The sequence below is a fragment of the Chitinophaga sp. genome (assembly GCF_039596155.1).
Taxonomy (GTDB): Bacteria; Bacteroidota; Bacteroidia; order Chitinophagales; family Chitinophagaceae; genus Chitinophaga.
This window is the reverse complement of sequence record NZ_JBCNKF010000005.1, coordinates 13,123-35,416: the sequence shown is the minus strand read 5'-3', so window position 1 is coordinate 35,416 and position 22,294 is coordinate 13,123. Positions and strand designations below refer to the sequence as shown.

General features: G+C 46.4%; 19 protein-coding genes. 6 read left to right on the top strand and 13 right to left on the bottom strand.

The genetic code is table 11. The annotated features are described in order from the left end of the window. Positions 1-10: 10 nt before the first annotated feature. Positions 11-4,771: a translocation/assembly module TamB domain-containing protein gene (locus ABDW33_RS06305; RefSeq protein ID WP_343689217.1), complete on the bottom strand. Its 4,761-nt coding sequence runs from the start codon at positions 4,769-4,771 to the stop codon at positions 11-13. Positions 4,772-4,993: 222 nt separating this feature from the next. On the opposite strand from ABDW33_RS06305, the gene ABDW33_RS06300 reads away from it, so the two are divergent. From ABDW33_RS06300 to pstB, 4 genes are read left to right on the top strand one after another with little or no spacing between them, the layout of a single operon-like run. Continuing rightward, on the top strand, positions 4,994-5,821 hold the full coding sequence (locus ABDW33_RS06300) for a substrate-binding domain-containing protein (protein WP_343689216.1): 828 nt from the start codon (positions 4,994-4,996) through the stop codon (positions 5,819-5,821). 5 nt (positions 5,822-5,826) lie between these two features. Beyond that, complete coding sequence (gene pstC, locus ABDW33_RS06295) at positions 5,827-6,714, top strand: phosphate ABC transporter permease subunit PstC (RefSeq protein ID WP_343689215.1); 888 nt, start codon at positions 5,827-5,829, stop codon at positions 6,712-6,714. Continuing rightward, a complete protein-coding gene (gene pstA / locus ABDW33_RS06290; RefSeq protein WP_343689214.1) occupies positions 6,711-7,544 on the top strand; it encodes a phosphate ABC transporter permease PstA in 834 nt (277 codons plus the stop codon). Before pstC ends, pstA begins: the two co-directional genes overlap by 4 nt. 2 nt (positions 7,545-7,546) lie before the next feature. Continuing rightward, positions 7,547-8,302: a phosphate ABC transporter ATP-binding protein PstB gene (gene pstB, locus ABDW33_RS06285; RefSeq protein WP_343689213.1), complete on the top strand. Its 756-nt coding sequence runs from the start codon at positions 7,547-7,549 to the stop codon at positions 8,300-8,302. Positions 8,303-8,304: 2 nt separating this feature from the next. Here pstB and ABDW33_RS06280 read toward each other — a convergent pair whose 3' ends face one another. The 5 genes from ABDW33_RS06280 to ggt form a co-directional block, all read right to left on the bottom strand. Then, entirely contained in the window at positions 8,305-9,156 is an 852-nt protein-coding gene (locus ABDW33_RS06280; RefSeq protein WP_343689212.1) for a TraB/GumN family protein, read from the bottom strand. 2 nt (positions 9,157-9,158) lie between these two features. Continuing rightward, positions 9,159-10,217, bottom strand: a complete 1,059-nt coding sequence (locus tag ABDW33_RS06275) for a hypothetical protein (RefSeq protein ID WP_343689211.1) — start codon at positions 10,215-10,217, stop codon at positions 9,159-9,161. After that, on the bottom strand, positions 10,218-10,622 hold the full coding sequence (locus tag ABDW33_RS06270; protein WP_343689210.1) for a hypothetical protein: 405 nt from the start codon (positions 10,620-10,622) through the stop codon (positions 10,218-10,220). A 69-nt stretch (positions 10,623-10,691) separates the two neighbouring features. After that, positions 10,692-11,213, bottom strand: a complete 522-nt coding sequence (locus ABDW33_RS06265; RefSeq protein ID WP_343689209.1) for a DUF1572 family protein — start codon at positions 11,211-11,213, stop codon at positions 10,692-10,694. A gap of 11 nt (positions 11,214-11,224) precedes the next feature. Beyond that, positions 11,225-12,907: a gamma-glutamyltransferase gene (ggt, locus tag ABDW33_RS06260; protein ID WP_343689208.1), complete on the bottom strand. Its 1,683-nt coding sequence runs from the start codon at positions 12,905-12,907 to the stop codon at positions 11,225-11,227. Positions 12,908-13,204: 297 nt separating this feature from the next. On the opposite strand from ggt, the gene ABDW33_RS06255 reads away from it, so the two are divergent. Together ABDW33_RS06255 and ABDW33_RS06250 are read left to right on the top strand one after the other, a co-directional pair. Continuing rightward, on the top strand, positions 13,205-13,591 hold the full coding sequence (locus ABDW33_RS06255; RefSeq protein ID WP_343689207.1) for a hypothetical protein: 387 nt from the start codon (positions 13,205-13,207) through the stop codon (positions 13,589-13,591). A gap of 40 nt (positions 13,592-13,631) precedes the next feature. Next, positions 13,632-16,154 carry a M14 metallopeptidase family protein gene (locus tag ABDW33_RS06250; RefSeq protein ID WP_343689206.1) on the top strand — a complete coding sequence of 841 codons (2,523 nt, stop codon included), beginning with the start codon at positions 13,632-13,634 and terminating at the stop codon, positions 16,152-16,154. Here the strand turns inward: ABDW33_RS06250 and ABDW33_RS06245 are convergent. The 7 genes from ABDW33_RS06245 to ABDW33_RS06215 all read right to left on the bottom strand — a co-directional run bounded on the left by ABDW33_RS06245 (position 16,151) and on the right by ABDW33_RS06215 (position 22,285). Next, on the bottom strand, positions 16,151-16,732 hold the full coding sequence (locus ABDW33_RS06245) for a redoxin family protein (RefSeq protein ID WP_343689205.1): 582 nt from the start codon (positions 16,730-16,732) through the stop codon (positions 16,151-16,153). The genes ABDW33_RS06250 and ABDW33_RS06245 overlap by 4 nt on opposite strands. A gap of 56 nt (positions 16,733-16,788) precedes the next feature. Further along, positions 16,789-17,715: a YihY/virulence factor BrkB family protein gene (locus ABDW33_RS06240; protein ID WP_343689204.1), complete on the bottom strand. Its 927-nt coding sequence runs from the start codon at positions 17,713-17,715 to the stop codon at positions 16,789-16,791. Positions 17,716-17,733: 18 nt separating this feature from the next. Beyond that, positions 17,734-18,798 (bottom strand): endolytic transglycosylase MltG, encoded by a 1,065-nt coding sequence (gene mltG, locus ABDW33_RS06235; RefSeq protein WP_343689203.1) that lies wholly within the window; start codon positions 18,796-18,798, stop codon positions 17,734-17,736. Between the two features lie 63 nt (positions 18,799-18,861). Beyond that, on the bottom strand, positions 18,862-19,197 hold the full coding sequence (secG, locus tag ABDW33_RS06230) for a preprotein translocase subunit SecG (RefSeq protein WP_343689202.1): 336 nt from the start codon (positions 19,195-19,197) through the stop codon (positions 18,862-18,864). 10 nt (positions 19,198-19,207) lie between these two features. Next, positions 19,208-20,458, bottom strand: coding sequence for a hypothetical protein (locus tag ABDW33_RS06225; protein ID WP_343689201.1), 1,251 nt, complete (start codon positions 20,456-20,458; stop codon positions 19,208-19,210). A gap of 45 nt (positions 20,459-20,503) precedes the next feature. After that, a complete protein-coding gene (gene lptE / locus ABDW33_RS06220; RefSeq protein ID WP_343689200.1) occupies positions 20,504-21,019 on the bottom strand; it encodes an LPS assembly lipoprotein LptE in 516 nt (171 codons plus the stop codon). Positions 21,020-21,028: 9 nt separating this feature from the next. Next, entirely contained in the window at positions 21,029-22,285 is a 1,257-nt protein-coding gene (locus ABDW33_RS06215; protein WP_343689199.1) for a sigma-54 dependent transcriptional regulator, read from the bottom strand. Between the last annotated feature and the right edge of the window lie 9 nt (positions 22,286-22,294).

The window sequence follows — 22,294 nt, the reverse complement described above, 5'->3', positions numbered from 1 at the left end:
CAGCCCTTTTTTAATGCGTTGTATCTTTGGGAAGCGGTTTCACCATTGTATCTTTTTCTCGTTCCTCCTGCCTGATCAGCTCCATCCGCCGGATACTATCGATCATCCGCCGCCGCGCCCGCTCATTAAATAGCTCCGTAAATTTATTATACTCACGTACATAAGAAATACCCAAACCCGCCTTATTCCTGTTCACTAAATTATATACGTCATAATCCGTTTTACTAAATGCATTGATACGCAGCCTGCCCTCAGGGGTCAACAGGTACTCTGCCCTGAAGTCGCCCGCAAACCGGTTCGTATTGGCCGAAGTAGATGCCTTCCCCCAGTCATAGTCACCTCCCACATACAGCCGTACCCTGTTATTATACAAGGTACTTGTAATACCCGCACTCACCTGGTTCCTGTCCATCGCTGTATTGTCCTGGTTACCAATATTATAAGCTCTATAGTTCACATTCACACCAATACCGCTGTTCTTGAGCAGCGCACCTGTAATGTTGTTCAGGATTGCCTGTGCCTGTGCACTCAATGCCTGTCCCACACTATTCTTACCGGTGATGGCCACATTCGCACCCGCAGCATTCGGATCTTCGGGTAAGAACTGGTTAAACAGCAGCAAACCCGCCATCTGTTGCAATGCCTTGTTCTGGTCCTGGTTAATCTCCTTCAGCTTTGCCGCTACACCACTTTCGTATGCCAGCGAACCTACCTCCGGAAGATTGATCTCATAAGATATATCAGGTTTCATCAATTCGCCACGCAGGTTGATGAGGATGTCTACTCTTTCTGTACGGGTAGCCAGTTTGTCCGTCGCGGTTGACGCAGTTCCTACCAGGTTGTACAGGCTTACCTTCGGCAGGGAGTATTTTGCATGTATATCTACTTTGGCTGCCTGCGGATCACCATTCCAGGTGATTGAGCTGCTCTTGTCAATATCAAACTTCCAGCTGGTCAGTCGCTGTAAGGTAAAATTATAGCTACCCAGGTTGATCTCATAGTTGCCAAACATGGTAAAGTCGCCATCCAGGTTCACATTGATCTGCAGGTTACCGGTACCATTGGCCGAGATCATATCTCCTGAAGCTGCATCCATGATCACGTCGATCTGTGCATCGGGTGTAGCAGAAATATCCAGTTTTACATTCAGCTTTACGTTGTCCTTCTTCTTCCGCTTCTCTTCCTTCATCTCTGTACCATATGTCTTAAAGGTGATGTAGTCCGATTTCCCGATGTCCTTACTATCCGACAATGGCAGGTAGAAGTGGGTGCCCCTGTCCGGCCTTGCCTGCACACGCAACAGCATATCCTCCAGCGGCCCCTGGAAATAGACCTTACCATCCGCTATCACGTCACCGTAAAAGAGGTCACTATCTGCAGGTCCCGTACCCAGGAAAACAAAGTTTCTGGCAGTGACGTCGAAGTCGAAATTCAGTTTATTGAAATGGTCGTGGGAGATATACCCGCTGCCGGTCGCCTTACTGTTATTCTTGTCAATGATGGTGAAGTTGCCAAACTCTATCAGGTTATCATCTATATTTATGTTCAGCTTCGGAATTGTATAATTGGTTCCCAGGTAGAGCACCTTCACTTTCGCACTGTCTACTTTCAGATTCCCTTTTACCGAAGGCAGGTCCGTCGTGCCACTTACATTGATCACACCACTCACCTGGCCTTTCAGGTCCGTTACATAGTCCTTCACAAACCGGTCTATCAGTAACAGGTCTACACCTTTCAGGTTAATTGTACCATCCAGGTTTTTATTATCCTGTGTCAGGCCTACACTTCCTTTTGCATCCAGGTTCTTACCGTCATTATCACTATGTACTTCAAACGTAGCTTCGCCGCTACCCTGGTTATATCCTCCGGCAAAAGATACCAGCCCGATTGAGTCATTATCCAGTCGGAGTTCCTTTGTAATAATATCAGCATCTATATCCAGGTTTCGCGTAGGGTCTGTGATGACGATCTTACCATCTGCCATCCCCTCAATACGCATCGGTGTTAGTTGCGCCGGAATTACATCTGCAAGATTCAGGTTTTTGAGCGTGATCATGAAGGTAGATTCATCCGGATTGTATTCATTCGTTTCTACTGATACACTCTGCTCATTTCGCGTGACCTTCAGGTTGTGCACCGTGAGGAAATCCTTACTCCAGTAAATCTCATTGCCAGGTGTCACATTCCATTGCCGCTCATTCACAGTAAATGCACTGTTCAGGAAATTGATCTTCACCCCGTCCTGTACTGTTACCACTCTTGCATAGAAGCCATCTAGTGACGAAGTATCCTGTGCCTGCAGATCCACTTTGAGGTAAGAAGTATCCCTGCCAGAGTTGGCCAGGATGAGCGGATGCTGTAAGATCACTTTATCTCCGCTTGTTACGCTGCCTATGCTGGTGCTTATGTCTATCTTGTTGAAGTTGCCGGAGCTCTTTAATTGCAGGTCATTCACTTTATACCCGCCATAGCCTGCCTGTGGCACAAATACATTTAGCGAGAGGTTACCATTCAGGGTATTTAATGACCCATCTATTTTCGACTGGTCGAAGCCTGTTATCTTATCTGTAAAGCCCCTGATCAACTTATCGACTTCCCCCATCTGGAAAGCGAAGGAGAAATCCTGCCTGATCTCCTTGGTCGGGGCTGTCGGGAAATAACTAGGGTAGTATTTGTTGAGCAACAGTTTAAATGCATCCGGAAGGTCCATAAAACTGTAGTTCCCTTTCACATATCCGCTGATCTCGCTGCCCTGAATTGCCAGCACCTTGGTATTGTTTTCAAGATGGGTGGATACATTCAGTGAGTCAAATTCAAGTCTGTGGAGTTTGCGGTACAGCGATACATCGTACACACGGGCCGAACCGTCAAAGTTATCAATATTGCTACCTGCAAAATTCAGGTCCAGCTTTGCCTGGAAAGTGAGCGAGTCATCTGTAAGCCGCATCGCCTTCAGGTTACTATGCCGGATATCAGCGTCAAAACGGAATACCGGTACCGGCGTATTGAAGTCTATTGTACCGGCAAAGTCCATATCCAGGTTAGGATCATTCACATTGAGTGATCCGTTGAAGAACTTCCTGTTCATTTCCCCTTTCGTCTGGATATTGGTGTAACTGTAGTCGTAAAGTGTTATTTTCTGTACATCCGCATCTACGGTGGCATTCAGTGTTTTAAAGTTGAAGCCGGCACCATTCACCTTAGCGCTGAGGGATACAGTGGAAAGCTGCGGTACATCGAGCAGGGATCCTACATTGAAATCGTTGGTGGTCAGACTACCGGAATATACCGGTACATCCTTGCTGGTCTTGAAGTTCAGGTCAGAATTCAGGTTGCCCAGGTTCGTCTGGAATTTACCATAGGCCACAAAGTCATTGATAAACCCGGTAAAGCTACCCTGGAACAGGATGTTGCTCAGCCTGTCGAGGCGTAAAGGCGCTACACCACGCAGGGAAGGGGTGATGCTCAGGATTTCCTGTCCATTTGTCGTCAGCTCATCTGCACGGAAGTCAATGAACGTTTCCGCAATATCTGGCAGCCCACGCATTTCAACACCTCCTTTCAGGTGGGTACCTCCATTGTCCGACAGTTCGATATTATTGGCTTTCAGGTTGGAGACAGGTCCACGTGCATCACCGGAGATGGTGACTACCTTTTTCCAGTCCTTTAGTTCTGGTGCAAAAAAAGCAATATCGTCAGAAGAGAGTTTACTGTTTACAATATGTGCACGCATAAATACCAGGTTGATATAATCGTTCATATCACCGATATCAGCATATTGCATGGTGTAATAGTCGCGAAGGTGGCTGTTGGGAGTCAGCAGGTCCATATGAGAGAACTCCATTTCCACCGGCGACATTTTGAAGCGGGCAGAGAGTTTCTTTACTTCAAATCCACTTCGCTCCCTGGTACTGAATGTCAGGTCGCCGAGAATACTATCTTTTACTAGTGTTGTATTGGTTAACTGCAGGTTTATTTGTTGAAAGCGGATGTGATTAGGTGCAAAAGAACCAGCTGTTACAGCAGTAGTGTCGTCCGGGTTATCTACTCCAAAGAGACCATCCCTGATCGACACTTCTTTTACCAGCAGTCTCCAGTTAGCACTATTCCAGCGAAGTTCAGGTATAGCGGAGGTATCTGCCAGTACCTCCTTTTCTGCCTTCGGATGTTTATGGCGGAGGGGGGAGGACTTATAACTGGAAATGATAAACGATGGCTTATCCATTTTCAGCTCCTGTATATCAATATTGTGTTGTTGCAGGTCCAGGTTTTTTGCATCCAGGTAGATCTGTTTGGCAGATACATAGTAATCTTCACCAACCCACTGGTCTATCTGGTTGATCTTTACATTCGTCAGGTCGATCTTGCGAAGGTCCAGCGATACGCCGCCTGAAGGTTGCTTTGCCCTGGATGTATCCGGTGCACTGCTAAAGGCATCGACGATGAAAGAGTAGTTCCAGAGAGAATCTTTGGGGCTACGGATTAGATTGATGGTAGCATGATCGAGTCCAATGTATTTGAGTACAGGTTTATCCTGAAAGAAAAACCAGTCAGTGATCTTCACCTGCGCGGTACCTGCATACAACAGGGTATCTTTATGCCTGTCTTCGATGTAGAGTCCTTCCAGGCGAAGGCTGTTGAAGAGGCGAATGTCTATATGATTGAGGTCCACCCTTGTTTTCAGCCGGTGTGAAAGGCGGGTAATGGCCTGCTGAACCAGGAAATTCTGCACTGCAGGGATGTTGACAAGGATACCCAGGAGGATAGCCAAACCCAATATACTCAGGAGAACGATCGAGATTATTTTACGTACCTTTTTCAGCGCAGCAATGTTTAAGCGGCAAATTTAATCGAATAAGTTGAAAATACCGGGCTCCCGGGACTATCAGGTTAGCAATTTTTCTCAAGCGACAGCCCCGGTTTACAAGTTTAATTAATAGTAAGTTAATACAGTTGTTAAAGTTTTTGGATGAGAAATTGATATCTTATCAGTATGAAGTATTTTTTCATTCCACTGACTATTTTATTGTTTGCCTGTTCAGACAATAAAACTGTGAAAGTGAAGGGATCAGATACTGAAGTCAATCTTGCAGTACAGTTAGCAGAGTCATTCCATCGCTACAAACCATCCCTGTTCATATCTGTATCCGGTGGCGGTTCAGGGCTTGGAATTGCTTCCCTGCTTAATGGAAACGCAGATATTGCGAATGCCAGCAGAAGGATTAATGAAAAAGAGATGGCTCTTTTCAGGGAAAAGGGGATCGTGCTTGATTCCTTCATCTTTGCACAGGATGCGATTGCTTTTATTGTAGCAGATGATCTTCCGCTGGCATCCATCAGTACCCGGCAGCTGGCTGACCTGCTTAGTGGAAAGGTCCGCAATTGGGAGCCAATAGCCGGAAAGCGCCTGCCGGTAAATATCTACGGACGTCAAAGCAATTCCGGAACCCACGACTTTGTAAAAAATCGTTTACATATTTCTTTTTCACCTGCTGCCAAACAAATGAACGGCAATGCGCAAATCCTGGAAGCAATTCGTGCAGATCACTCCGGTATCGGCTATGTTGGCGCCGGCTATGTGATACACGGTGTCACCAAAGGGATCAAAGTCCTGCCTGTTTATACTACAGACAGGAACGCGGCAGTATCCCCCCTTGATGCTGCAAAAATCGCTGAAGGAGCCTACTTTTTTCAGCGCCCCTTATTTCAATACTTCAGGGCAAAAGATTCCCTGCAGGTAAGACCTTTTATCGCCTTTGAGAAAAGCCCTGAAGGGCAAAAAATAATCAATGTAGGAGGGTATTATCCGGCTAAAAAATAACTTCTATGGGTATCAGAAAGCGGGAACGGATTGACTGGCTGATGAAGCTGGTCTTTAAATCAACTGGCTTACTTACCATTGCCCTGCTGGCAGGGATTTTCTTTATGTTGTTGTACAACAGTATGAGTTTCTTTTTTGATGTGCCTCCCATCGATTTCTTTACAGGTTCACAGTGGGATCCTGACAACTCAAAAAATGCCTACAGCATCCTGCCATTACTGGTAAGCACTGGTTTGGTCGCACTGGGGTCAATGATGATCGCTGTGCCACTGGGTATACTATCTGCCGCATTCCTCTCAGAACTGGCCCCGGGGAAATTACAGGCAGTATTAAAACCTGTTATTGAAATGCTGGCTGCGATTCCTTCTGTTGCAATTGGCTTTCTCGGCATCACATTGGTAGGACCGGGCATTGCCCGGATATTTGGCATTGAGAATGGACTAAATGCGCTGAATGGCTCTATCTTATTGGCGGTCATGTCTTTACCCACTATCATCACAATCAGTGAAGATGCCATTCATGCGATTCCGAAAAGTTACCGCGAAGCCTCACTGGCATTGGGGGCCAACCAATGGCAAACCCTTTATAGAGTGGTGATACCTGCCGCTTATCCGGGTCTGATTGCTGCTGTATTGTTAGGTTTGGGCAGAGCACTCGGCGAAACGATGACAGTATTGATGGCCACTGGCAATACGGCCGAAATGCCCAGCGGTTTCCTGGATTCTATCAGGACTATCACCGCCACCATTGCCATAGAAATGGGTGAGGTCCCTTACCGCACTACCCATTATTTTGCCCTGTTTGCCATCGCAGCTGTATTGTTCCTCATTACTTTACTGATTAACCTTGTTGGGGAATATGCGGCCAACAGGTTAAGAAAATTTCAGGCATGAGAAAATGGTTTAACTGGATTATATTAACAGGTAGTACCTTGCTGGTCTGCCTTTTCCTGGGCATCATTATATTTGACATCTTTTCAAAAGGCCTTTCAGTGTTATCCTGGCAATTCATCAGCAAGCCACCGGAAGCTGCTATGACAAAAGGAGGAATCCTCCCGGCGATTACTGGTACTTTGCTGCTGACCTTTATTACAACATTATTTTCCGTACCATTTGGCGTAGCATGTGCTGTATACCTAAACGAGTACGCAGGAAACTCCATCCTTACAAATGTGATCAGGGGCTCTATCCGCAACCTTTCAGGTATTCCTTCTATTATCTACGGATTGTTCGGACTGGCACTTTTCGTCCAGACATTCAGGCTGGGTACCTCCGTACTTGCAGCAGGATTAACGCTGGGGTTATTGTCCTTACCTTATATTATTACTACTACTGAAGAAGCGCTGAAACGGGTTCCTGCCAGTATGCGCGAAGCTACACTCGCGATGGGAATCACACAATTTGAAACTATCAGGGACGTGGTGCTGCCCAAGGCATTACCGGGCATCCTGACCGGTATCATTCTCACCTTGTCAAGGGCTGCCGGCGAAACAGCCCCTATATTATTCACTGGAGTCGCTTTTTATATCAATGGTATGACCACCGCATTGGATCAGGAGTTCATGGCATTACCCTACCACCTGTATATGCTGTGCACACAGCACCAATCTATCGAAGAGGTCCGGCCATTAGCATATGGGACAGCAGTTGTGCTGATTATTCTTGTGTTTCTCCTCAACATCATTGCTTTTTATTTCAGGTTTAAACAAAGAACGCAGGATTGATTATGGATAAGATCAAATTGTCAGTACACCATATGGATATGTATTTCGGTAGTAAGCAGATACTGAAGCAGATTAATATCGACTTTCCTGAACACAAGGTCACAGCGCTGATCGGACCTTCAGGATGTGGGAAATCCACCTTGCTGCGCTCGCTTAATCGTATGCATGACCTGTCGCCCGAGGCAAAGATTAAAGGAGAGATCCAACTCGATGGGCAGGATATTTATGACCGCCGGATTTCGGTCAATGATGTAAGAAGACGGATCGGTATGGTGTTTCAGAAAGCCAATCCGCTACCCAAAAGTATTTTTGATAACCTTGCATATCCCCTTCGCATACATAGATTTCCAAAACATGAGATCCCCGGTATGGTGCAGCATGCGCTGGAAGAAAGTTACCTTTGGGATGAAGTAAAAGATGAGTTGAAAAAGCCGGCTGTAAAATTGTCCGGCGGACAGCAGCAAAGATTATGTATCGCCCGTGCAGTGGTACTGAGGCCGGAAGTGATCCTGATGGATGAACCCTGTTCTGCATTGGATCCTATCAGTACTAATAAAATCGAAGAGCTGATCCTGCGCCTGAAACGGGATTATACCATTGTGATCGTTACCCACAATATGCAACAGGCCCAGCGTATATCTGACAAGGTCGCCTTTATGTATTTAGGCGAATTAATTGAATTTGGAGATACCGACCAGCTATTCCGCCGTCCCTCGCAGGAGCTGACAAAGAATTATGTAAACGGTCATTTTGGATAAACTTACATCACAGGGGCTACTGTATAACCTGCTTTTCTGAGCAGCGCAATCACACCGTTCTGTCCTCCCAGATGCCCCGCCCCACAGGCAATGAATGAAGGAACATGCTGTATCTGCCCCGAGATCACAGGTATCCAGTTACGGTTACGATTATCCAGCATGAGCGTTTTGTAACGGGCAATGTCTTCTTCCCGGATGATCAGTTCATAAAGTTGGTTAATGTCTGCTGCATAATAAGCAGCTAGTAATTGCTGGTACTCCTTCCTGGAGGTGGCAAGGTCTTTCACCGTCTTTACGAGACTTTCTGCCTCTTCTTTATCAGGTATGCTATCAAAGATCGCCAGCTGGTCTTCTGCTGTTTCCAGGCCATGAATGCTCATGCCATTTTCCCTGGCAAGCAGCAATAGCATACTCTCGCAGGATACCGGATGAGGACACGTCACTGTCTTCTCCATAAGCATCGACATCATGACTAAGGGTTTCATCCTGTCCAGTGTCAGCAGGGGAACACCGATCGAGTCTTTGAAGTATTTGCTCAGCAAAGTATAGTCGGGGGCAGATAACAGGGATTTAAATGAATAACCGGCAGGCATCATCATTTCGCGGGCAACCTTCGTCATCGCCAGCGTATCATCCATATTGAACTCCATATAAAAGGCCTGTGTTTCCTTCATTGCTTCAATAATGGAAACAGAAAAGGGGAGGTCCTCACTGCAGATCATGTGAATTGTACCAAAAAGATAAGATGGCTTTGCTAACCCATTGCCGGATACCTTCCATAATAATGAAGAAGAAGAGTCTTTCGGGGTAAGTGGCATGAAACCGGTCAGCATACAAAGTAAGGTCGTCAACATAATCACACAGTTTTATCAGAAGAAAACGCCTGCTTCAATTGCTGTTGCAATTTTTCCAGCGCTGGTGTCTGGTGCAGTGCCGTAATTACAATCCTGTTAACAGGCGGGCTATCCGGGTTCGGATAGCCAAAGGAAGAAATGATTGTTCCCTGCGCTTCAAGGGTTTTTTCAATACCCGCATTCAATAGAAATACCGGTAGCTGAAAAGGGTTATGGAGCTGGGGCATTTGCTGCGTTAATGCTGAAAACTCGGCAATCCTTTGATGCATCAGTTCCCGCTGGTACCGGAACAATGTTTTACTTTGCAGAAATGCCCATGCACTGGCAGGCATCAGTGAGGTACCTGCCGTAAAAGCCGGAGTTTTTTTTATGGCTATAATATCTTCCAGTCTGCCGGCCACTACACCACCCTGTATACTAAATGCCTTTGCCAGCGACGCAGATAGCAGGTAGCGCAGTGGCGGATGCCGGGGAAGGGAATGAACGATACCTCCACCATCATTACCCAGTACACCAAAGCCATGTGAGTCATCTATGACTACCATCACTTCCCTGTTAATCTCATTTAACCACTTGAAATCATGGATGGTACTGGTCAATGGATTCACCCCGTCTGCAACGATCACAAAGGTATTGTCGGGCCATGCATTCACCCTGGCAATTGTTTCCGCAGTCCATTCCTGCCAGCCCATGTTGGGCAAAACTACTTTGCCCAGGCGAAGCGAGGGATGTGTCGATGGAGCGTATAGTATTTCTCCCTGCGTGGCCGCATATTGAATGGCTGCCTGCGAGGCAAGATACCCGGAAGAGAAGGAAGCCGCAGCCTGTTGTCGGAGCATGTCCGCCAGCGTATCATCTAATTCTTCGTATAGATCCAGGCGCAAATTAGCAATGCGGGAAGACACAAATACGGTGCCGTAAAGATCGATGCCGTTACGGAGCGCTTCTTTATAGTGAGGATGCGCATGCAGGCCCAGATACGAAAAGCCAGAGAAAAAGAGATACTCCTTTCCGCTGACGTGGGTGACTGTATCCGGGGTCGAATTTGTGTGCAAATGCATCTATTCAGCCTTGGTTTTGAGAATAAAATAGTAGTCGCCTGATTTCACTTTCATATCAAAGTGTGTATCATCGAGGGTTACAACCGTAACAAGATTTTCGTACGCACGATCCCCATTGTTTGCAGTAATGGAGATCACTTTTCCATTACTCAGCATCTTGTATTTACCTGAGTCGGGTTTATTGGTGTTAGTGGCTATAAAGAGATTGTTGTCGAGGAACTGGTAATAAACGTCTGTGTAATAACCTCGTTTCAATTCTGCCGCCTGGTTGATCTGGGCGATATCAAAACCGGAACCGGGTGGAACGACCACGTCGTAGACCCTCCATTTTTTGTGCAGGAGTTGTTTGTCGCCATTGCTGCAGGAACAACAAAACAGGATGGCAAATAGAGTGATATATCTCACGGGTGATTATTTTAAGCAGACAAGTTACTGCAATTTGCGTTACTGGCAACTGCCAGTAACGCAAAGCATTTATTTCATCATACTATCGTTGAAAGCCTGCGAACCACCTTTCGGTATACTCAGACTCATCCACTTATCACCCTTTAAAACCTTACCTAAATACACAATCTGCCCTACATGATAAGGTACATGCATCAGTTGTCTGTTGATGGCGTCTATTACTATATGTGGCTCGCTCCTGATCAGCACCTTCTTTTCCAGGTCTTCCGGCGTCAGACTGCCAATCGAATCCAGGATCACCTTCCAGCCACTATTCCATAACCCGATGATCTCTTCTTTTGTGGCCACGCCGTTCACAAACTCCTCATCCCTGTTCCGCCAGGCCTTTTCCCCATCCGACGTCAGAAAGTCCGTCCAACGGGAACGCATATTGCCACTCAGGTGTTTGACGATCAGGTAAATGCTGTTGGGCTCTCCTGCTGGTTGCCACAGTAGCTGCTCATCATCTAACTGTGCGATTGTTTTGTCGCCCAGTGACTTGTAGTAAGACAGTCTTTCCAGTGCACTGTCCAGGTAAATCTTTCCAAGCATAATCGTAAATATTAAAAACCGGCTGCACTGTCGTCTCCCCGTTTATCACCAACTGCATGCAGCTGGCCATTTACGTTTTTGATAACTTCAGTACGACCAATCTGTCCTCTTTTTGTAATAGTATACCCCATTTTTTTCAATCCTTCCAGGGGGGCCTGCTCAAAATCGTCCTCTACCATGATTTCGTCCGGCAGCCACTGATGATGGAATTTAGGCGCATCTACGGCTTCTTTTGGAGACATGTTAAACTCCAGCATATTGATCAGCGTCTGGAATACAGACGTGATAATGGTCGAACCACCCGGCGTACCTGTTACGATGTACGGCGTTTGATTTTTTAATACAATCGTCGGCGTCATTGAACTCAGCATCCTTTTGCCAGGTGCAATGGCATTCTTTTCATTGCCTACCAGTCCATACATGTTAGGAACACCAGGTTTTACGCTAAAGTCATCCATTTCATTGTTCAGCAGGAAACCGGCACTGCCTACTACCACCTTACAGCCATAACCGCCATTCAATGTGGTGGTTACAGCTACTGCGTTACCTTCTTCATCCATTACTGAAAGGTGAGTGGTTTCATCACTTTCGTGCATATCGCCCGCCTTTACCACCTGGCTGGAACCTGCTTTGGTGGAATCAAAATCATTCATGCGGGACCTGATGTACGAAGCATCTGTCAATTGCTTTACTGGTACCTTCACATAGTCTGGATCTCCCAGGAACTCTGCCCTGTCTGCGTAAGCACGCCTTTCTGCTTCAACCATCAGTTGGATGGACTTAACCGAATGGAAGCCCCATGATGATAAGCGATAGGGCGCTACCATTCCCATCATTTGCTGTAAAGCCACACCACCACTGCTTGGCAATGGCATGGTGACGATCCTGTAGTCTTTATAATTAAATACAACCGGCGTTCTGTCTACTGCACGATAAGCTTTTAAATCATCCAGTGTGATCAGTCCATTTGCACGCTCCATTTCATCTACGATCAACTGTGCGGTTTCTCCTTCATAAAAGCCTGCCTGCCCCTTATCGCGTATTCTTTTCAGGGTATTGGCCAGGTCTTCCTGGACCAGGATGTCTCCTTCTTTCCAGGGCTTGTCACGCATCAATGCATTGTTTTCAGTGTTGTGTTTCCTGAACTGTTCCTGTGCTGCATTCAGGCTGTTGGCTTCTGCAGCAGTAATGGCAAAGCCCTTTTCTGCCAGCCTGATAGCAGGAGCAATCAGTTTTTTCATAGGCAGTTTAGCATAAGGTAAAGAGGCAAATAAGCCTGCCACCGTACCGGGAACACCACAAGCCAGGTGGCCCGAGATACTGAGAGATCTGATCGGGTTGCGCATACTATCCAGGTACATATCCCTGGAAGCGGCTTTCGGCGCTGCCTCACGGTAGTCCAGCGTAACATTTTTACCATCTTTCAGGTGGGCGACCATAAAACCGCCGCCACCCAGATTCCCGGCAGCAGGATATACAACTGCCAGCGCCAGCTGCGTGGCAATTGCAGCATCTACAGCATTCCCTCCCTGCTTCATTACTTCAATCCCCGCCAGACTAGCCAGGGGATGGGCCGAGACTACAGCACCATGAGCAGCCTTTGTTTCTTTTTCAATTTTGTAGTGGATTGCATCGTCCTGCGCATAAGTATAACTGCAGGAGAATAACATAAACGTGAGTAGTGCTGTGCGCATCGGAATCGTATTTTAATCTTGTGTATCTGTTTTGTATTCTGGTTAACTGCCTATAGTCTGGTCGCCATATTAGCCAACTTCTGAGAACAAATCTAAATATAAAACCCAGAATCCAGGTCTTAAGATTCACCCGGTTACCCATTTAGGTGGCTACCGATTCTTTTTTCGTTGTTAATCCTCTCAGCACAAATCACTTATTCGAAAACTGCCCGCTTCATTTCCGGTACCTGCCTCCTCCTTACGTGTTATTTTGGGTTAATTGTTTTTTATATATGTTTGTAGAGGACAACATAACCTATGACAACAGCTTTGAAATGCACGGGCACTTTATTGCTGTTTATTATTGCAGTACACTGTAACAATCAGCGACCCGACAATGCGACCTTGAAACAGATCATGAGGAATGAAGATGGCACCATTTACAAACGCGTATTCACATTATCAATGGACCCCAGCAGGGAACGGGTGGAGATTTACTTCAGATCCGGCAGCCTGAAAGAACGCTATTTTCGTAAAGCAGGGATGCTGGACGGCCCCCGTGAACTTTTTTACAGCACGGGTATGCTGTCTGAATCCGGCAACTGGCGGAACGATCACCGTATAGGAGAATTCCGTTATTACCGCGAAGATGGTCAGCTGGACTGTACGCAGTACTACGGATTGTTAGGAGATGGTAGCAGGTGACACTTATATTTCCTATCTTCAGGTAGTAATTCTACAACAGATGACATACCGCTTGCTGACACTGATTTTTGCAGTCCTTACCACAACGTTTTCCCTTTCTGCTCAAACACTGCCTTCGCCGGATCAGTTTCTTGGATATCCTCTAGGAACACAGTTTACCCCACACTACAAGGTGTTGGATTATTTCAGGGCCGTAGCTGCTGTTACGCCCAATATGCAGTTAGAACAATACGGAACAACTTATGAAGGAAGGCCGCTTATGCTGGCGACCATTACTTCGCCTGCAAACTTTACCCGGCTCGGCCAGATCAGGGAACATAACCTGCAGCTGGTCAATGGCGATGGTCAGGTAGCCGATAACGATCCGGTGATCGTATGGCTCAGTTACAATGTACATGGCAACGAAGCCGTTTCTACCGAAGCTGCTATGAAAACCCTGTATACATTAGCGAACAAGAGCAATACACAACAGCAGCAATGGCTGGAAAATACGGTGGTGATCATTGATCCCTGCCTGAACCCGGACGGCCGTGAGCGTTATGTGAATTTCTACAATCAGGTACATACCCTACTTCCGAACCCGGTATTATCCGGCAGAGAACATAAAGAACCCTGGCCAGGAGGCAGGGCAAACCATTATTACTTTGACCTGAACCGCGACTGGGCATGGCAATCACAGGCGGAATCACAGGCCAGGATGACACAATACAACCGCTGGATGCCACAGGTACACGTCGATTTCCACGAGCAGAATATTGACGCGCCTTATTACTTTGCACCCGCAGCAGAACCATTGCATGATATCATCAAACCATGGCAGAGAAAAATGCTCACCATGGTGGGAAAAAACAATGCAAAATATTTTGATAAAGAAGGTTGGTTATACTTTACTAAAGAGACTTTCGATATGTTTTATCCAAGCTATGGAGATACATATCCTACCTATAATGGCGCCATCGGTATGACCTACGAACAGGGGGGCGGCGGCCGTGCAGGTATCATGGCATTAAAGCAGGACGGCGATACCCTTACACTTACACAACGTATTGCCCATCATTATACAACCGGACTGTCGACTATAGAAGTCGCTGCCAGCCAGGGTAAAGAGCTGTTGAAGGATTTTACTGACTACTTCTACCAGGCAAGTCACAACCCGGATGGACCCTATAAATCCTATGTGATCAAATCTGGTGGCAATACTGAAAAATTAGCGGCGCTGGCCACATTGCTGAAACGGAATCATATTAGATTCGGTTATGGCGCAACCGGTACAAAAGCCACTGGCTTCAACTATTTCAATGGTAAAACAGAAAGTTTTGCGATCGATAAAGAAGACATGGTGATCAATGCCCTGCAATCCCGCTCTAACCTGTTGAAAGTATTGTTTGAGCCCGATAGCAGACTTACAGATTCTGTGACCTACGATATCACAGCCTGGGCTTTGCCTTATGCTTATGGATTGCAATCATACGCTGTAAAAGAGTCCCTGACTGCTGAGCGTGATACCTTACTGATCCCGGTTGCTACACCCGCGAATGCAGCGCGCAGCTATGCCTATCTGGCTAAGTGGAATAGTATAAGAGATGTACGTTTCCTGGCTGCATTATTAAAAAGAAAAGTAAGAGTAAGGTTTGCAGAAGGACCATTTACTGCCGGAGGAAAATCTTATCCTGCAGGCACCCTGATCATTACAAGAGCTGGCAATGAAGGAGCAGGAGAGGGCTTCGATGGCATGGTAACTGGACTGGCAAAAACAGTAGGCGTAACATTGGATATAGCCAATACCGGCTTCGTGGATAAAGGCGTTGACTTCGGCTCTGAAAAAGTACATTACATCAAACCAATGAGAGTAGTGCTGGCTATGGGCAACGGTATTTCGTCCCTGGCAGCCGGAGAGGTCTGGTATTATTTTGAACAGCAGATCGGCTACCCATTGACCATCGTCGATGAAAGTAACCTGGAGCAGGTGAACTGGAGAGATGTGGATGTACTGATCCTGCCGGATGGTAATTATAAATTCCTGAACGATAAAGAGAATGCCGGCAAACTGAAAGACTGGGTGAGCAATGGGGGAAAACTGATTGCCATGCAGGAAGCTTTATACCAGTTGTCGCAGCAGGACTGGGGGATCAAAGTAAAGAAGGATGCCATGCCGGGACTGGATGATAAGAAGAATGAATATGCCATGCTGAAGAGCTACGCAAACCGGGAAAGAGATGGCGTGCGACAAATGATTCCGGGAGCAATTTACAAGGTACAGCTGGATAACACGCACCCGTTGGCTTTTGGCTTCCCTGACACCTATTATAGCCTGAAACAGGACGATAAATTATACGAGTTTATGGATGGTGAGGGATGGAATGTAGGAGTGCTGAAAAAAGATAATTACCTGAGCGGATTTGTTGGTACAGAAACCCGCAAAAAACTGAAGGACGGCGTGCTATTTGGCGTGAAGGAAGTGGGGAGCGGAAAGGTGGTGATGCTGGCAGATGATCCCCTTTTCCGCAGTTTCTGGGAAAACGGCAAGCTATTGTTTGGCAACGCGTTGTTTATGGTATTCTAAAACCGCCTGATATTACACCCGAGCACCTGTGTAGAACTTACTTTCGGCGATTTCTTTGCCAGCAGGTCATTGATGGCATTGTTCAGATGCCTGTTTTTTACAGCATCGGCATTACCCGGACTGTCGTCAATGGCGCCTTTGTATACAAGTGTTCCTCCCTGGTTAAAGAGATAGCATTCGGGCATATGTGTGGCCTGAAATGCCTCAGCAAAGGCAGCCCCGGGATCGGCTACATAATACCAGGTGTATTGCTGGGTAGCCGCATAGGCTTTCATTACTTCCAGCGTAGCATTTTCATTTGAATTGATCAGCACTACCCCGATCTGGTTATTGAGAGCATACCTGCAGATCTCGACAGTTCTCGCCTTGTTTCTTTCAATGTAAGGGCAGTCGTTGCCTGAAAACATGACTAATAACCCGTTTGCCTGTCTGGCTTTGTTAAGCGTGATTTCTTTCCCGGAAATATCTTTTAATGCCTGATCTGCTTTTGGTATAGGTGCACCTATCTCCAACGAGAGTTCTGCCACCCGCATGGCGACAAGAGCAAGGCAAAGCGCTAGGTAGTGAGACTTTATCATAAATATAGGTTTACCGGGATAACAGGTTAAAGATAAGACTTAAATGTTAAATTAGTCTAATGCCTCACTTCCTTCAGGTATTTAATACTTGCATTTAATTCAAAACCAATTAATAAGGTCAGAGAATTCAGGTAAACCGCAATCATCAGGATCAACAGCGTACCCACGGAACCATAGATCTTGTTGTAGTTACTAAAGTTATTAACAAACACTGAAAAGCCAAGGGTCACCAGGATCATTAAAACCGTTGCCAACGTACTACCCGCTGTAATGAATTTCCATCGCTTATTCGTAGCTGGCACAAACCGGTACAGGACTGACAGAATAGAATAGAACAGGAAGATGATCAGTACCCATCGCGTCATCTCCGCCAGTGAAATAACGGTCTTATTTTTAATGCCTAACGTCTCAAAAATATAATGCAGTACGGTACCCTGCGCGATAATGAGGATCACTGTCAACAATAATAAAAATACCAGGATGGCGGTCAGCTGTAAGGCCAGTAACCGTTTCTGCCACCATTTTCTTTTCCTGAAGCCAGGTTGCCGCCTGTTGAAGGAACGGGCTACGCCCATCACCGCATTGGACGATGCGAAGAAACTCATGCCAAATGAGATAGACAACAATCCATTGTGGTGTGTGTACAGGAAATCATGGATCATGTCCCGCACGATGATATAGGTATTGTAATTCGGGGTCACATCCTCCGCCAGTTCGTACAGGGTGGCTTCCACATTGTTCATGGGAATATACGGCACGAGTGTAAACAGGAAAATGAAAAACGGCGGTATCGCCAGCAGGAAGTTAAATGAAATGGCAGCAGCCCGCTCTCCCAGACTCTTATTTTTAATTTCTCTGAAGAAGTAATGGATCACATCATACAATGGTAATCCCTCAAATCCGGGCAATACGATATGCTTGCTCCTGTGGATAAGGAAACTGATGGGTTTGATGGCCAGTATGATAGACTCTATTCTTCTCATAGCTAAGTAGGTACGCCACTATATACCTCTTGCATTCAGGGCTGCCTGATATAAATGGGCATTTTTCATATGCTCTGCGTAGGTGGCCGCAAAAGCATGATAACCAGAAAAATCAGATTTAGCACAAAAATACAGGTAATCTGTGTCAGGTGTATTGAGCACGGCATCCAGTGTTTTTACAGAAGGTGTACAGATCGGGCCCGGAGGCAAACCTTCATACCTGTAAGTATTATAAGGGGAATCGAATTGCAGGTGTCCTTCCCTGATCCTGCGGAGGGCAAAATCCTGCAGGGCAAACTTCACAGTCGGATCGGCCTGCAGTCGCATGCCTTTTCTGAACCTGTTCAGGTATACACTGGAAATTAATGGCTTTTCGTCGTTCTTGTTTGATTCTTCTTCTACAATAGAAGCCAGGATAGTCACCTGGTTAATGGAAAGGTTCAAACGTTGTGCCTTCTGTTTTCTTTCTGTTGTCCAGAAATCCTCTCTTCCTTTCTCTATTTTCTTGAATGCATTCTCGGCAGAGGTGTTCCAGTAAAACTGGTAAGAATTTGGCATGATGGCACACATCACCGTGTTGGTATCCAGGCCATATTGCCTCAGGTACACATTATCATTGATCAGCGCCAGGAAGGTGGCAGAATCTGCCTCCAGGTTTGAACAGATCTTATGTATGAGGTCTTTCTTTGTTCTGAGTTTGGTGATGGTTAGGTTCACAGGTGTCTGACGGCCGGAGCGGAGCATTTTTACAATGTCGAAATTGCTCATACCCCTGGTTATTTTATACTTACCGGCCTTTACACGTTCGGGATACCCCAGTTCCCGCGCCACCCAGTCAAAGCTATTGCGGCTGCGGATGATCTCCTGGTCTGTCAGACCATTGAGTACATCGTCATAGGTACTACCGGTGCGGACATAAAAGAATTTGTTATCGCCAAAGGCCCGGGTATTCGGACCAAACAGGCGGTATCCAAAATAAACGAGCGTACCGGCGGCCAATGCAATCACGACCACAATGGCACGTTTGATCCACAGGCTTTTTTGTTGCGTTTGCTTTGATTTGCTTCTCTTTGTCTTTGCCATAAAAGGATAGGTAACAAAAAACCTCGCTTGCGGCGAGGTTCTATAATAGCTTTGTAGTCCAGATTATTTAGCTGGCTGAGTATTAGGTAAACTAGCTGGTGCCTGCTGTGGTTGTTGGATAGGAGCAGCAGAAGCATTACGTTCCATTACTGATTTATCCTGCTTTACAGTACCTTTTGAAATAAACATGGAAGAGGTCATGCAGAGCACAGCAATGATAGCAGCGAGGATCCAGGTGCCTTTTTCCAGCACATCGGTAGTCTGGCGCACACCCATTACCTGGTTACCGAAACCACCAAAAGAGCCGCTTAAACCGCCGCCTTTAGGGTTTTGTACCAGCACGAAAAAGCCTAACAGCACGCAGGCCAGGAGGATTAAAATACCGAAAATCAATAACATAATATATGTGTTAATTTTTGTCTGTTAGAATTTGTAATTCTTTGATCTTTTGCGCAAAATAAGCGCTTTTGGCGGGATTAAGCAAACTTAATTTCTGATAGATCAGGATCGCTGTATTGTACTGGCGTTGCTTTGCCCATATCTCTGCCAGCGTCTCAGTCACCATATCATTATTAAGTGTGATCGAATTCATCGCCATTTTCTCTACTACTTCAGAAACTTCAGGATCTGCATCCTGGTAGCTTATATTGATCTGCTGACGATACCAGTCTTTGCTGGCCTTATCAGCAAAGCTGCTCTTCATTTCTTTTAGCCAGGAGGTAAAACTTTTCATTTCAGCCTTCCCTTTTTCATTCAGTTCATCCGCTTTCCCGGGATCCTTCAGGCGCTTATAGGCAAAATAGTCGTCTGAATACAGTGGCTGGAATGTCAGGGTGGTGTTATCATCCATTGCTGGCATTTCCAGCGGGAAAATCTTGATTGGCTCTTCTACTTCTTCAGCTGTGATGGCTACCAGAAGGTCGGACGCTACAATAATCGGTTCAGGTACCATCTCTTGCGCTTCTTCTTTTATTTGCTCTTGTATAGTTACTGGTTCAGGTTCGGCTGGCGCAACTGTCACATTATCAGGTGTAACCGTCAGCTCATCGCCGGCGGTGAAGGTAGTTATTTCCGCTGATTTTTCTGCTGCCGGTGCGTCATATGCTGGCACTTCACTAACGACCACTTCCTCTACAGGTGCTTCATATGCAGACGCTGCTTCTACAGGGGCTTCGTACGCAGGAGCTTCATTAACAACCGCTTCCTGTACAGGTGCCTCATATGCAGCAGCTGGCGCTTCGTACACAGGAGCTTCATTAACGACCGCTTCCTGTACAGGGGCTTCATATGCAGATGCTGCTTCCACAGGGGCTTCGTACGCAGGAGCTTCATTAACAACCGCTTCCTGCACAGGCTCCTCATATGCCGCTACCTCTTCCTCAGGTGCTGCAAGCACCACTTCCGGTTCAGCAGCTACTGCCACCACTTCATCTGTCGTGATAAAGCGATAGAAATAGTGCATGTTATTGCTGAACTGCTGTGCCTTCTTTACAGCCGGCGCCAGCAGATTCTTTTGTTCGCTATATTGTTTCCGGGCTAATAATAGCCTGGCCGCCGTAAAGTACGGATATTGTGAAATAATCCGATCTATACTGTGCTCTTCTACCTGCTTAATATCAGGCAGTTGGAAAATATGCTGAATGATCCTGTTTGCGGTCATATAGCTGCTAAAGTATGAAAAAAAATTAAATACGAGGGCTACATTTTACCAGTTTGCAAACGCCTTATTGAAAATATCATCCACAATCTGAGGTAGAATATTATTTTCTAACAGGTTGTTTTCCACTGCACTGGGCAATTGCGTGGCAGAAAAGTCGGCCGAGCGTGTAAACGCCTGCGTCCATCCTTTTTTGTCACCCACCCTCTTTATAAATGTAATATTAATGGTCACTGTCAAACGGGACGTCGCTGCTTTATCCACATTCGTTACGGCAGCATTGCTGAAAGCATACCCCGTCACACTTCCCCTGAACTCGTAGTCCGTATTGTCTTCATTGACCTGTACCAGCCTGGTTTGCGAAGTCACTTTTGTTCTCAGTTTCTCAGTCACGTTCTGGCTCAGGGTTGGGTTATTGATCGGCGCCCTGTTCTCAATGAATCGTACATTCACGGTTTTTGCCCCCTGGTCAATACTGGCCCCGTTGGCGGAGTATTTAACAGAGCAGCCACCTATCATCAGCAACAGCCCGATGGCCATTATCCCCTGAAATAATCTGGTCATTGCCATACTTTATTCGTTAATGTTGTATTCCTTCAGTTTTCTATACAGTGTTCTCTCTGAAATGCCCAGATCCAGTGCAGCATCTTTTCTCTTGCCCTTGTGTTTCTTCAGCGCTTTTACAATCAGTTCCTTCTCTTTGTCGGCAATGGATAGTGTTTCTTCCACTTCTTCGTGGTGGTCTATCTTATTGTTGTCCTGAATGATGATAGGCTGTTGTGGCGCTGAAATGGCCGTGGGTGTTACGGTCGAATTTACCTCTGGCTGGGAGTGAAAGCTGTGCAGCACATGGCTATCCTGGAAACCAGCCGGTGTCGAATGCGCCAGGTTAGGATTCTGCAGTACTTCGAAGAACATTTTCTTCAGTTCTGTCACATCCTTTTTCATATCGAAGAACAACTTGTAAAGGATATCCCGCTCATTGGAGAAGTCTCCGTTCGGCTTGGCCTGTGGCGCTGCCAGCATAGGCAGGCGGGACGTTTCAGGTTGTTCCGGCAGGAATCTGCGCAGCTCCTGGGCTGTGATCAGTTTATCATGTGCCAGTACGGAGATCTGCTCCGCCATATTCTTCAGCTCACGCACATTACCTCTCCACTGGTAGTTGACAAGTATATTACGTGCCTCATCATCCAGCTGTATAGAAGTGGTCTTATATCTTTCTGCAAAGTCAAGACAGAACTTGCGGAACAGCAGGGGAATATCCTCTTTCCTGTCGCGGAGCGACGGTACCCGGATAGGCACTGTATTCAAACGGTAGTACAGGTCTTCCCTGAACTTTCCCTGTTGTGTATGATCCAGCAGATCACGGTTGGTAGCCGTTATCACGCGTACATCTGTCTTTTGCACTTTGGAAGACCCCACCCTGATAAACTCTCCTGTTTCCAGTACCCGGAGCAGGCGGGCCTGCGTACCCAGTGGCATTTCACCAATTTCATCGAGGAAAATGGTACCGCCATTCACCGTCTCGAAATAACCTTTACGGCTATCAACCGCACCGGTAAAGGATCCTTTTTCATGTCCGAACAATTCGGAATCGATTGTTCCTTCCGGTATAGCTCCACAGTTGACTGCTATGAAAGGGTTATGTTTACGGGCACTTAATGAATGAATGATATTGGAAAACACTTCTTTACCAACGCCGCTTTCCCCGACTATCAATACCGTCAGATCTGTATTAGCCACCTGGGCGGCCACCTGCAGGGCATAGTTGAGTACCGGTGAATTTCCTATAATGCCAAACCTGTTTTTAATGGACTGTATGTTATCCATATCCTTAAT